This is a genomic window from Petrotoga sp. SL27, assembly GCF_002924605.1.
Classification (GTDB): Bacteria; Thermotogota; Thermotogae; order Petrotogales; family Petrotogaceae; genus Petrotoga; species Petrotoga sibirica.
This window is the reverse complement of the sequence record NZ_JAIP01000019.1, coordinates 110,364-122,587: the sequence shown is the minus strand read 5'-3', so window position 1 is coordinate 122,587 and position 12,224 is coordinate 110,364. Positions and strand designations below refer to the sequence as shown.

Annotated in this window: 13 protein-coding genes; 2 read left to right on the top strand and 11 right to left on the bottom strand. The window is 34.4% G+C overall.

What is annotated here, in order from left to right; all coding sequences use genetic code 11:
* Window positions 1-125 precede the first annotated feature (125 nt).
* The 11 genes from fba to aroF form a co-directional block, all read right to left on the bottom strand.
* Entirely contained in the window at window positions 126-1,064 is a 939-nt protein-coding gene (gene fba, locus AD60_RS07850; RefSeq protein WP_103876897.1) for a class II fructose-1,6-bisphosphate aldolase, read from the bottom strand.
* Window positions 1,065-1,103: 39 nt separating this feature from the next.
* Window positions 1,104-1,796 carry a lipid-binding SYLF domain-containing protein gene (locus AD60_RS07845; protein ID WP_103876898.1) on the bottom strand — a complete coding sequence of 231 codons (693 nt, stop codon included), beginning with the start codon at window positions 1,794-1,796 and terminating at the stop codon, window positions 1,104-1,106.
* A gap of 57 nt (window positions 1,797-1,853) precedes the next feature.
* Window positions 1,854-2,354: a transcription repressor NadR gene (locus tag AD60_RS07840; protein WP_103876899.1), complete on the bottom strand. Its 501-nt coding sequence runs from the start codon at window positions 2,352-2,354 to the stop codon at window positions 1,854-1,856.
* 87 nt (window positions 2,355-2,441) lie between these two features.
* Window positions 2,442-3,185, bottom strand: a complete 744-nt coding sequence (locus AD60_RS07835; RefSeq protein WP_103876900.1) for an undecaprenyl-diphosphate phosphatase — start codon at window positions 3,183-3,185, stop codon at window positions 2,442-2,444.
* Window positions 3,186-3,597: 412 nt separating this feature from the next.
* A complete protein-coding gene (aroQ, locus tag AD60_RS07825; RefSeq protein ID WP_103876902.1) occupies window positions 3,598-4,029 on the bottom strand; it encodes a type II 3-dehydroquinate dehydratase in 432 nt (143 codons plus the stop codon).
* Window positions 4,026-5,513, bottom strand: a complete 1,488-nt coding sequence (aroB, locus tag AD60_RS07820) for a bifunctional shikimate kinase AroK/3-dehydroquinate synthase AroB (RefSeq protein WP_103876903.1) — start codon at window positions 5,511-5,513, stop codon at window positions 4,026-4,028. Before aroB ends, aroQ begins: the two co-directional genes overlap by 4 nt.
* 11 nt (window positions 5,514-5,524) lie before the next feature.
* Window positions 5,525-6,631 (bottom strand): chorismate synthase, encoded by a 1,107-nt coding sequence (gene aroC, locus AD60_RS07815; protein WP_103876904.1) that lies wholly within the window; start codon window positions 6,629-6,631, stop codon window positions 5,525-5,527.
* Between the two features lies 1 nt (window position 6,632).
* The gene (locus tag AD60_RS07810) at window positions 6,633-7,421 is read right to left on the bottom strand and encodes a shikimate dehydrogenase (protein WP_233186863.1); all 789 of its coding nucleotides are present in this window, start codon (window positions 7,419-7,421) and stop codon (window positions 6,633-6,635) included.
* Entirely contained in the window at window positions 7,418-8,716 is a 1,299-nt protein-coding gene (aroA, locus tag AD60_RS07805) for a 3-phosphoshikimate 1-carboxyvinyltransferase (RefSeq protein ID WP_103876906.1), read from the bottom strand. Before aroA ends, AD60_RS07810 begins: the two co-directional genes overlap by 4 nt.
* A 166-nt stretch (window positions 8,717-8,882) precedes the next feature.
* A complete protein-coding gene (locus tag AD60_RS07800) occupies window positions 8,883-9,725 on the bottom strand; it encodes a prephenate dehydrogenase/arogenate dehydrogenase family protein (protein WP_103876907.1) in 843 nt (280 codons plus the stop codon).
* A gap of 34 nt (window positions 9,726-9,759) precedes the next feature.
* On the bottom strand, window positions 9,760-10,779 hold the full coding sequence (gene aroF, locus AD60_RS07795) for a 3-deoxy-7-phosphoheptulonate synthase (RefSeq protein ID WP_103876908.1): 1,020 nt from the start codon (window positions 10,777-10,779) through the stop codon (window positions 9,760-9,762).
* A gap of 476 nt (window positions 10,780-11,255) precedes the next feature.
* On the opposite strand from aroF, the gene AD60_RS07790 reads away from it, so the two are divergent.
* Window positions 11,256-11,927, top strand: coding sequence for a zinc metallopeptidase (locus AD60_RS07790; protein WP_103876909.1), 672 nt, complete (start codon window positions 11,256-11,258; stop codon window positions 11,925-11,927).
* An 11-nt stretch (window positions 11,928-11,938) separates the two neighbouring features.
* Window positions 11,939-12,208: an acylphosphatase gene (locus AD60_RS07785; RefSeq protein WP_103927558.1), complete on the top strand. Its 270-nt coding sequence runs from the start codon at window positions 11,939-11,941 to the stop codon at window positions 12,206-12,208.
* Window positions 12,209-12,224 lie beyond the last annotated feature (16 nt).

The following is a 12,224-nucleotide window of genomic DNA, read 5'->3' as shown; positions in this document are numbered from 1 at the left end:
TTTGATATTTTAAGGATGAACTTCCTGAGTTGATCACTAGTATTTTCATTTGAAATCCTCCTATTAATATTTGGTGGATAAAATTTAAAAAAGTACAACCATGAGGACCATGGCTGTACTTTGAATTAAGCTTTGTTAGCGGAACCTAAAAGCTCTAATCTATCTGAAACTACCTTTTTTACGTATTCTTTTGCCGTTTTCATGTATTTTCTAGGATCAAACTCTTTTGAATTGTTATGCAAGAATTCTCTTAATCCAGCAATAAAGGCCATCCTGAGGTCAGTATCAGTATTTACTTTATTTATACCTAATCGTACAGTTTCTTTCAAAATATCTGAGGGGACACCTTTTGACCCTCCAAAATCAGCTCCATAATTTTCAGCTATTTCAACCATTTCTTGTACAACACTTGAAGCACCATGAAGTACCAAAGGCATATTTGTCAATTCTTTAACCTTTTTCAATCTATCATAGTCTAATTTGGCTTCTCCTTTAAACTTAAATGCCCCATGGGAAGTGCCAATGGCTGGAGCTAGAAAATCAACTTGAGTTTCCTCGACAAAGTATTTTGCTTCATCTGGATTAACAAGAACAGATTCAGCTGAAACAACATTATCTTCGATTCCAGCTAACTTTCCCAATTCTGCTTCTACTGAAACACCCACTGCATGAGCTATTCTCACAATATCTTTCGTTGCTTTTATATTTTCTTCCAGTGGTTTATCAGATGCATCTATCATTACAGATGAATAACCAGCTTTTATTGCAGATATTATATGATTAAAATTCTTACCATGGTCTAGGTGCAGAGCAATTGGTATATCTAAGGAATCTGCAAACTCCCTAACCATCTTAACAAACAGACTGGCCCCTCTCAAAGGATCCCCCATGCCAGCATACTTCATTGCACCTTCACTTGTTTCGATTATCAGGGGGGATTTTTTCTCTATTCCTCCTTCCACAATTGCTTGAAGAAACTCGAGATTGTTAATGTTAAATGCTGCGACAGCATAGTACTCTTTATTTGCTTTTTCTAAAATATCTTTTGTGTTTACATAAGGCATACTTTTGTTTCCTCCTTTTTATTGAAATTTTAATGGCTATTAAGTTGTTTCTTTTTCTTTTAATTGTCTTTCTAATACAGCTTTTTCTAATAGTTCTACAATCTGTTTTGCTTCGTTATCAACTTCTTTTTCATTTAAAATTTGTTTAGGGGAAAGAGGTTTCCCATAATAAGCCTCATTGGAATTATCATCCACTCTGGTATAAGCCCCTTCAACAGAAACTCCAGCGTAGAATCCCTTTGTGATAGAATAAGAATATATGGATGCTTGTAATTTATAATCTATATCTGCAGAAAGTTGTCTACCCAACGGTCCAGCGGAAATACCAATAGAACCTCCTAAGGTAAAATTGTTATCCATAAAACCTTCCATCCCATTTTCATTCATTACAACTAAAATTAATCCCGCGGATTGTACTCCTATTTGTGCTCCCCAGCTTAAACCATATATATTTACAAATGATGGACCGTACCATTTACCTGTCTCGCTATCTTTTCTTAATACAATACCCTCACCATACTGACCGCCGATGATATAGCCTAATTTATAAAATGTGGGAAATATTACAATACCTTCTGCCATTTCTACTAGTTGAATAAAAGCGCCACTATCTGGTTTTGATAATAACTCCTCTACAGCGAAACGTGCTTCTTTAACGGTATTTTCAACAGCCGCAAATAGGCTAAATGAAAACAGTAGGGTAATGAGAGTCAACAAAATACTTTTTTTCATTTTTGTTCACCCCCTAAATTTTAGGTTGTTACATTCTTTTGAATCTCTGAAAATTACTTAGTCTAACAAAATTTTTCGCCTTTTTAGTTCTCTTTTTATGCAATTAAATTGCTCTTCGTTTTCTACTTCAATCCTGTGTAGATGAACTCCATTGTTTATTATTGATAAAGGTTTTGAAGTCTTTAATTTTGCTATAAAGTTTTCTACTTCTTCGATGGTATCTACCTCAATCTTACCACTTAGTTCTCCATAAACAGGATGCTCCACCGTTACATCGATTACTCTACCTCCACAGTTTACAATGGTCTTTAACTCATCTTCGATTTGTTCCACGGTATGTTTAACAGCAATCAATTTAATCAATCTATTGTTCTTATTCATTGAATAACCTTTCGGAGAAGATTGTATATCATAACCTTGGGCTTTCAAAATAGCCATATCTTTTACTATTATTTGCCTTGTTACGCCAAATCTTTCAGCAAGTTGTTGCCCTGGTATTGAATCTTTACTTGTAGAAAGAATGTTAAGTATTTTTTTTAGCCTTTCTTGTTTTCTCAAATCAGAAACTCCCTGATACTTTATTTGAGGTTCTTATAAATATTATAACAAATATTTTAAAAGATTAAATGAACAAAGTATTTACTACTAAATAATAATGGCTATGAGTCCGATAGCAAAACAGTAATATGAAAAATATCTCAGTTTTCCAACTAGTACCGTTTTTTTCAGTAGATACAGACCAAGCAAACCAAACACGAAGGCAAACAATCCTCCTAAAATTACCCAAGGAGAAAAAGTAACCTTGTTTATTTCAAAAATACCTGCCCCAAAGGTTACAGGAAGGCTCATCAAAAAGGAATATTTTAGGGCATCTTCCCTTTTTGTTTTCATTAAAAGAGCACCAAACAATGTTGCACCACTTCTAGATATCCCTGGAAATATTGCAAGGGCTTGCATGAGACCTATAATTAAGGCATCAACATAGGCCATCTCTGTTAAACTCTTTTTACCCTTTAGTGTGTCAGAAATTAGTAAAAAGATGGCAGTCACGATTAAAAAAATCCCAATCAATGTGAGAGAAGAAAAGGCTGATTCGATAGAAGCTTCCAAAGTGAAACCTATAAGAGCAGCTGGAATCGAAGAAATAATTAATTTAAGGAATAAAGAGAGTGATTCTTTTTCCCATTTAAAAAGTCCTCTGATCAAATTGACAACTTCTTTCCAAACGAAGATCAATACTGCAAAAAAGGTGGATAAATGTAGAAGAGCGAAATACGGTACATTTGTATCGATGTCCATGAACGATGAAAATATTGCCAGATGTCCAGAGCTGGATACTGGAAGAAATTCGGTTAGACCTTGTACGATTCCTAATATTATTTCTTTCACTTTTTACCTCCTAAGGTATATTTTTATCTAGTACCTTTAGAAACTCTAAAACCTTCTGTTAGCGCTGGACGTTAAGGGGTAAACCCCTTAAGATCCCCGAACGCATTTGCTTCGCAAATGAGAATATGGAAATTGTTTCTAAAGCAACACATCATTTGCAAAGCAAATGAGGGTTTGGATATTACTTTAAAAGCACTACAAACAATGCTTTTTGCATAGATCAGCAAAAAGCGTTTTGCACAAATCAGCAATAAGTTTTTTGCAAAAGGCTGCAAAAGGTAACCCCCTTAAAAACCCCAAATCAAGGTCAAAATCACTAAAAAAACATCGTTTGCACAATGCGGCAAACTTAAAAAGTTTTTTGCATAAAACGACAAAAGGGCTCCACCCTTTAGCCTGCAGCTTTGTATGATTAAGCTTGCTCTTTCAACTTTTCTTTTAGGTATTCTAATGCCAAGATATATCCATAGAACCCTAATCCAGATATGACCCCATCACACGAGGAAGAGGTAACAGAATTTTGTCTAAAACTTTCCCTTGCCATGATATTTGTAAGATGGACCTCCACTTTTGGCACATTTACAATTTCTAGGGCATCTCTTATCGCATAAGAATAATGGGTATAAGCACCTGGATTGATTATTAAAGCTTCAAAATCCGATTTTTGAATTCTGTCGATGATTTGACCTTCAGAGTTAGATTGAAAAAATCCCACATCTATACTATTATTTTGAGCAAAATGGTTTATCTGATTTTTTAAATCTTCGTAGGTTTCTGTACCATAGATATCTTTAGGGCGTTTCCCTAACATATTCAAGTTAGGACCGTTTATTATTAGAATCAAAAGGTTTCACCTTCCTTTAGCTTGATTTCTTCTATTATAATATTTCCTGGAGCTTTTAAAATCGGCATCTTTATTTTTTGATTTGCTCCTAGTTTTTTATCATTTGATACATAATGATATATGTCTCTTTCTTCTATTTGAATGTTTCTAACTTTTTGAGGGACAAGAGTTTCTAATGTATCTTTTATTTCTAGATAGTCTTTTTCTTGCAGATATTTTTTCTTGTAAAAAAATTCTATTTCTTTTATCAAACCCCATCCTACGGATAAGCCATGTGCGATTCCTGTAGCAGCTTCAAAGGCGTGACCTAAAGTGTGTCCAAGATTTAAACAACTTCTCAGCCCCGTATCTTTGAAGTCTCGTTCCACTATATGGAGTTTTTCTTCAATGGATCTCTTAATAAAAAAAGATAATTTATCTAGATTCCTGTTAAGTATTTCGTGCAAATTCTCTTTAAAAAATTCATAAAATTCACTCCCCGAGATCAATGCCATTTTATAACCTTCGATTAACCCTTCTATGAATGTTTCCTCATCTAAGGATAATAAAGAGAGTGGGTCTATCACAACTTCTTTGGGTAGGTTTATTGTTCCAACAACATTTTTATATTTTTTGAAATCTATTCCATTTTTTCCGCCTATTGAAGCATCGATCTGAGAAAGAAGTGTGGTAGGGTAAAACGAAAAATTCATACCTCTTTTGTAAGTGGAACCAACAAAACCTGTAAAATCGGTTATAGTTCCTCCACCAATCCCAAGAAGAAGATTGTCTCTAGAGACATTGTTTTCAAGGAGGTATTCGTAAGCCTTTATTACAAAAGAAATGTCTTTTGTTTTTTCTCCGTTCGGTAAGACAAGTTTTTTCTTTGGCAGGTATTCTCCATATAGTTCATTGACCTTTTCGCTGGTAAAAACCATTGAATCTGGTGGAAGAAACTTCAGACTTTCTGCATTTATTGATACTTTTTGGAAAGATGAATCTATTTCAAAATGGTTTTTAATATCGTATTGGTAGAGGATTTTAGCAACCGATTCCCATTCAGTCAAATTTGTAATATCAACCGTTTTGAATTGTTCATACAACTCTTTTCTATCTTTGTAGATCTTTATAATATTTTCTTTGTTGTTTGCCAGAAGGGGTCTATTTTCTAAGCTTACACGCTCTTTAAGCTTTTCAGGAGCAACTTTCAGATATATGGCATTTTCTTTTTTCAACATAGCTCTATTTTTAGCGCTTAAGATTATTCCTCCTCCAGTTGATACAACTAGGAATTGAGTGTTTTCAGCTAATTTTTCGAGGATAGCACTTTCCAGTTTTCTGAAGTATTCTTCACCGTATTTTTCAAAGATATCTTTTATTTTTTGATTTTCATTTTTTTCAATTTCATCATCTATGTCGATATGGGGTATGGAAAGTACTTTTGAAATCTTTTTTGCAAGGGTCGTCTTACCTGATCCCATCATTCCTACCAAGAAGATTTTCATTGAATATCACCTTATTTCTTGAAGTATCTATCTTTTATAAGTTCGATGTTGTCGTTTCCAAATCCGTCTATAATTTCTTCCATTAATATAATAGCCAGAGTGCATTCTGTTATTACAGTCGCAGCGGGAATAATAACAGAATCAGATCTTATGTAAGGCGCTTCTTTTGATTCTCTGGTTTCAAGATCAACAGAAGGAAGAGGATTTGCAAGTGTAGAAATAGGTTTGAAGTACGTAGTGACAACTATATTTTCCCCATTTGTTATCCCGGATTCTATGCCACCTGCGTAATTCTTTGTTCTGTGTATAACCCCATCTTCAACTTTGAAAGGATCTTGGAATTCAGATCCGGGTATACTCACATCTTCTTTGCCTATAAAAACTCCTTTCACGGAAGGGATCGACATGAAATATTTTCCTATTTTTGAATCAACTCTGTTCAAAACATCGGCGTAACTTCCCAGTCCAGGTTTCACATTTGTGGCGAATGTTTTTACACTACCTCCCAAGGTGGTTGCTTTTTTTAAAGCATTTTCTTTAATTTCTTCTATCATTTTCACAGAAATATCTTCAAAAGGGCATTGAACTTCTGATTCATTCCTTTTTTGGATGTAGTAGTGGAAATCTTTTTGAATATCTTCAAACCTTTCTTCTTCAACACTAACTTTTCCAATCGATTTTACAAAACTGAATGTGTTTATATCGAAATTTTCAAGAAATTGTTTAGCAACACTCCCTGTCGCGGTGAGTACACTTGTCCAACGCGCACTGTTTCTTTCAGTGTATATATTCAAATCATCTAATCTGTATTTATACCAACATGAATAATCTCCGTGCCCAGGTCTTGGCACATGTCTTTCTTTTTTGATAGGATTTTTTGCTTTGTTGTTTACAATTAAAACCAAAGGGGCGCCTGTTGTTATTCCTTCCCATAATCCGGAAACGATTGTTACTTCATCTTTTTCTAATTTCATCCTGTTTCCACGACCGTATCCCAACTGTCTCCTTCTTAGGTCTGTATTTATTTTTTCTATATCTATTTTTAACCCTGCTGGTATTTCTTCTATTAGTCCAATCATCTGTGGACCATGTGAATCTCCTGCTATCTTTACTTGCATTTTATTCACCTCTAGAAAAAGATTTGAAGGCTTCATCGAATGTTTCTGGTTTATAAATATCCCATATCTTCAAATTTTCAACCGCCTGGTGGTACCAAAAGGTTCGGCCATCTATGCATTTGATATTGTTTTCTTTTGCAATCTTTTGGAGAGGGGTATTATTGTAAACAATATCGTAAATTAAGGATAGATTAGTAAAATCTTTAACTTCTAAATTAAATGATTCTCCGAACATTCCAATAGAAGTGGCGTTTATGAAAGTTTTAGAACTACGGATTAGGCTTTGTAGGTGGTTAAAAGATTCAATTTTTATATCTATTTTTGACATGAAAATCTTTCTTAATTTTTCTGCTTTTTCAACCGTTCGATTTACAAGAAACAACTTTTTTATACCCATTTTGTACAAAGAGTAGATGATGGATTTACTCGCACCACCCGCTCCAACTAATAGGATTGGTTCTTGCAGAACAGATTTTTTTAAAGAGTTATAAAAACCTTTCCAATCCGTATTGTAACCTTTATTGTTGAAAATACAGTTAACGGCATTTATTTCTTTGGCTTCTTCCACAGGTTCGACGTACTTAATCACCTTTTCTTTGAAAGGAACCGTTACATTGAGTCCATCGTAAGATTCAATATATTTGTTAATTTCATCATCAAAATTATCAGGGACTATAACAATATCTTCATATACAGCATCGATATTAGCTTTTTTAAAATATTTATTAAAAACCTTTTTTGATAAACTTTCTTTGGGTGGGTATTCTAATAGTCCAAATTTTTCCATCATTTACTCCTTATTTTCTCAAAAATCTCTGTAAATTCAGGGAAAGATATATTCACGCACTCGAAGTTATTAATTTTTATAGGATTATCTGCTATCAAACCGGCTATAGCAAGTGACATGGCTATTCTATGATCGTTGTAACTTTCACAAGTGCAGTTCCCTCGTATTTTTTGACTTCCAATTATATCAAAACCGTCTTCTTTTTCTAAAACGTCTATGCCCAATTTTTTTAATTCTTTGGTGATTGTCTTTATTCTGTCTGTTTCTTTGTAACGTAATTCTTTTGCATCTTTTATTGATGTTTTTCCGTTTGCTTGGGTAGCAGCTATCGCCAATATAGGGATTTCATCGATAATCGAAGGAATCATCTCACCTTTTATTTCAGTACCTTTTAACGAACTACTTTTTACGAGTAAGTCTCCAACTGGTTCATTGTTTAATGTTTTTTCGTTGATAATCTTTATATCCGCTCCCATCATCTTTAACACGGATAATATACCCGTTCTGGTTGGGTTGGTTCCCACATTTTTTATTAACAGTGTCGAGTTTTTGGTTATAAGGGCTGCAACTATAAAAAAAGATGCAGAAGATATATCACCTGGCACGAAGAACTCCTGTCCTTTGAGCTTGTTAGTAAGACCTTGAATAACAACGGTTGTATCCTTTTGAATAATATCAGCGCCAAAATATTTTAACATTCTTTCCGTATGATCACGAGATCTGGCAGGTTCTATTACTTTAGTTTCTCCTTTTGCATACAAACCCGCCAACAAAATTGCAGATTTAACTTGAGCACTTGCAACAGGCGTTTTATAAACGATAGGAGATATATCTTTTGTTCCCAATATAGTTATGGGAGCAAGCTCACCATTTTTCCTTGCATAAAAACGCCCCCCCATTTTGCTTAATGGATCTATGACTCTTTTCATAGGCCTTCCTCTCAAAGAGTCGTCCCCTGTAATTACACTGTAAAAATTTTGAGCCGATAATACACCCATCATTAAGCGCATTGTTGTACCAGAGTTTTTTGCATTTAGAACGTTCGAAGGTTCAACGAAATTATCCTTTCCGTTTCCTTCTACGATTATCTCGCTTTTGTCAATATGTTTAATATTGGCGCCTATTGAATTTAATATATTTAAAGTGCTTAAGGTATCTTCAGAACTTAAAAAGTTGTGTATTTTTGTCTCGCCTTCAGCAATTGAACCAATTATGAGTGCCCTATGAGATATTGATTTATCACCTGGTAGGGTGATTTCCGCATTTATATTTTCTGTTGGAATTACTTCAAAATTCATCTTTTCCTCCTCTTATTGCTTTTAGAAATTTTAAAAGCTTGTTTTAGCGCCCTTTCACCCCGCTCCCCGCCCATAAGGATAAAAAAGACTTTGTCCCTTTCAACCTGTACCCCACCCATAAGGTTAAAAGGTCTTTGCCATTTGCCCTGTAGCACACCCATTACCCTCAAAATCCAAAATTACTGATTTTGATTAAATCATCTTTTATTTCGTTGTATTTATCTTCGATTAAATTCTTCTTGAAGACCTTTAACTCTTTTTCGAAATTCTCTATTGCGGTGAGTATATTATTTTTATTCTGTTTGAATATGTCGATCCACATTAGGGGATCGCTTTTCGACAGCCTTGTGGTGTCTTTAAAGCCAGTCCCGACTAATTTTAGATAATTTTCATTATCTTCTTTTAAATCCATGAGAGTTTTTACTAGATAATAAGAAATAACCTGTGGCAAATGGCTTGTTACTGATAGAATTTCATCGTGAGTTTTAGCATCTATTATTATTGGAATGGCTTCGATCTTTGTGATCAACCTTTCAAACTTATTAAAATACATCTGGTCACAATTTGCACTTTTTATCAATATATATTTTTTCCCCTTGAATAAATCCGATTTTGCATTTAGGGGACCTGATCTTTCGGATCCTGCCAAAGGATGACCACCTATAAAATTGATCTTTTTGTTTTTAAAACTATCAAATAACCGCATAATTTTAAGTTTAGTACTTCCAACATCAGTTACAACGGTATCTTCTTTTATTAGATCAATTGTATCACGTAAAATTATGTTTATGCTTTCTACTGGGGTTGCAAAAATTATTAAATCTGCTTTTGAAATATCTGATATTTTTGCAGGTTCATCTATAACTCCTAAATTTAAAGCTACTTTTAAATTATCATTATCGATATCGTATCCAATGATATTACTTATTTCTTTAGTTTCTTTAAATGCTAAAGCTAATGAAGTTCCAATTAAACCAGTGCCGATGATTATCGCGGTGTCAAATAACATTAATCGTACCTCCAATAACAATGTAGTTTGTTTGCTAAGCTAAGACTTTGCTATCTATGTCTAATATTGCTTTTATTTGGTCCATTAATTCACTGAATTGCTCAAAATTCAAAGATTGTTTGCCGTCGGAAAGGGCGTTTTGAGGATCCGGATGGACTTCTATTATTAAACCATCTGCACCAGCGGCTACAGCAGCTTTAGATAGAGGAGCGATGTATCTCCAATCTCCACTAGCGTGACTAGGGTCGATTATAATAGGTAAATGGCTGTATCTTTTAATTACGGGTATTGCACTGATGTCCAAGGTATTTCTCGTTTCATCCGTAAATGTCCTAATTCCTCTTTCACACAGTATAACCTGGCTGTTCCCTTCAGAAATGATATATTCGGCTGCCATTAAAAATTCTTTGTACGTAGCAGATAAACCTCTTTTGAGTAAAACTGGTTTATCCAGCTTACCTAATTCTTTTAAAAGTGAAAAATTTTGCATATTTCTGGCACCTATCTGTAAAACATCGGCATATTTTGAAACCAACTCTACCTCTCTGGTATCCATAACTTCTGTAACTATCTTTAAACCAGTTTCTTCTCTTACTTCTTTGAGAATTTTTAACCCTTCTTCTTTTAAGCCTTGGAAAGAATAAGGAGAAGTTCTTGGTTTATAGGCTCCCCCTCTTAGGAATTTAACCCCTTTTTCTTTTAAGAATCGAGCTGTTTCTAAAACCTGTTTTTTGTTTTCAACTGCACAAGGTCCCGCAATTGTTAAAAAATTTTTCCCTCCTATTTTTATTCCTCCTATGTCATAGATTGAATCTTTAGGTTTGAATGTTCTACTCGCTAATTTGAAAGGTTGAGTTATCTCTACAACCCTTTCAACCCCTGGGAAAGTTTCGATATTGTTTAAAATGTATTCCCTGTCACCTTCCCCTACTACTCCAACAATCGTGTGATTTTCACCTTTATCGGGATGAGCTTTAAAGCCTACTTCTTCCACTTTTTCAATAACCTTTCTGACTTCTTCTTCTGTTGCATTTTCTTCCATTACAATCACCACCTGAATTCACCTCCAAATTTTAAAAATATTGTCTTTAGAGATTCTAAAGCTTGTTTTAGCGCCCTTCGCCCCGCTGCCCGCCCGTTAATTTATTTCCCATAGTATTTTAAAAAAAAAACAGGTGCCTACTAAAAGAGTAGACACCCATTTTGGAATCTTTGCGGACTATGTTTTTATACGACAAAACAAAGCCACCAAAATGGGTGTCTTGCTAAAATACCAATAGTATTTATTTTTATTTTCGATCGAGATCTTTGTAACCATTTTTGTACTCTCCTCAACTTTCCTTCAAAAATTATTTTATCAGTAAAAAAGATTTTTGTCAACTTAAAAAAGTTTTTTCTTGGTAATTCAAAATTAATGGGTATAAAAGTATACACAGCTGTAAAATAAGATAAATGAATAAGTGCTAAAATTTCTTATGAAATGTGTATTTTAAAAAGCTCATTTATCTAATGAGACGGAGGTGAGTTATCATGTTTTATTCTACACTGTTGTTGTTGATCCCACCATTGATATTGGCTATTTGGGCTCAAAGTAGAGTTAGTAGTGCTTTCAACAAATATTCTCGAGTAAAATCATCAATTGGAGAACCAGGTTATATGTTTGCAAGAAGATTACTTGATTCTGTGGGGTTGTATGACGTTAAAGTCGAAAGAGTAAGTGGTAACTTGACTGATCATTATGATCCTACAAAAAAAATCTTGAGACTTTCTGACTCTACTTATAACAATTCATCTATAGCTGCTTTAGGTGTGGTAGCTCACGAAGCAGGTCACGCCATACAACATGCTAAGGGTTATAAACCTTTAGTTCTAAGGAATCTGGCAGTACCATTGGCAGGTTTTGGTTCCAACATGGCGTGGATTATTTTCTTTGTTGGACTTATTTTTTCTGCCCCTTTCTTACTGAATGCTGGCATTTTCCTGTTTCTTTTCGTGGTTTTGTTTTCAATTATAACGTTGCCGGTTGAGTTCAATGCCAGTAGTAGGGCTTTGAAACTTTTACCCGTTATGGGAATGTCTAAAGAAGAAGTAGTAGGTGCAAAAAAGGTTTTATCAGCCGCTGCATTGACCTATGTAGCAGCTGCGTTGATGGCCATCGCTCAACTTTTGAGAATGCTAGCGTTAGCTAGTTCAAGAAATTAAGGTATATCTCTATGATTTGCAAAAGGTGGATATTGTATGGAAGAGTTCAAGGTGTTGGTTTAAGACATTTTGTAAGAGTGCATGGAGCAAGGCTTCAACTTGAAGGGTATGTTAGAAACTTACCCGATGGTTCGGTTGAGGTTGTTGCCCAAGGCGAAGAAGAAAAAGTTTTGAAACTAAAGAAAATCATCTTACAAGGGAATGGGTTCAGTAGGTTGGAAGATATTCAGGAAGATGATTTCCCTATAGGTAATTATGGAAGTTTACATATAGAGTATTGAACTAAAAATAGAGGCT

What these genes read in the sequence shown, in the direction of transcription:
- AD60_RS07810 (WP_233186863.1), bottom strand. Translation starts at nt 7,421, where the DNA reads ATGATGGAAAAATTTGGACTATTAGAATACCCACCCAAAGAAAGTTTA.
- fba (WP_103876897.1), bottom strand. Translation starts at nt 1,064, where the DNA reads ATGCCTTATGTAAACACAAAAGATATTTTAGAAAAAGCAAATAAAGAG.
- AD60_RS07800 (WP_103876907.1), bottom strand. Translation starts at nt 9,725, where the DNA reads ATGTTATTTGACACCGCGATAATCATCGGCACTGGTTTAATTGGAACT.
- aroA (WP_103876906.1), bottom strand. Translation starts at nt 8,716, where the DNA reads ATGAATTTTGAAGTAATTCCAACAGAAAATATAAATGCGGAAATCACC.
- AD60_RS07790 (WP_103876909.1), top strand. Translation starts at nt 11,256, where the DNA reads ATGTTTTATTCTACACTGTTGTTGTTGATCCCACCATTGATATTGGCT.
- AD60_RS07845 (WP_103876898.1), bottom strand. Translation starts at nt 1,796, where the DNA reads ATGAAAAAAAGTATTTTGTTGACTCTCATTACCCTACTGTTTTCATTT.
- AD60_RS07785 (WP_103927558.1), top strand. Translation starts at nt 11,939, where the DNA reads ATGATTTGCAAAAGGTGGATATTGTATGGAAGAGTTCAAGGTGTTGGT.
- aroB (WP_103876903.1), bottom strand. Translation starts at nt 5,513, where the DNA reads ATGAAAATCTTCTTGGTAGGAATGATGGGATCAGGTAAGACGACCCTT.
- aroC (WP_103876904.1), bottom strand. Translation starts at nt 6,631, where the DNA reads ATGCAAGTAAAGATAGCAGGAGATTCACATGGTCCACAGATGATTGGA.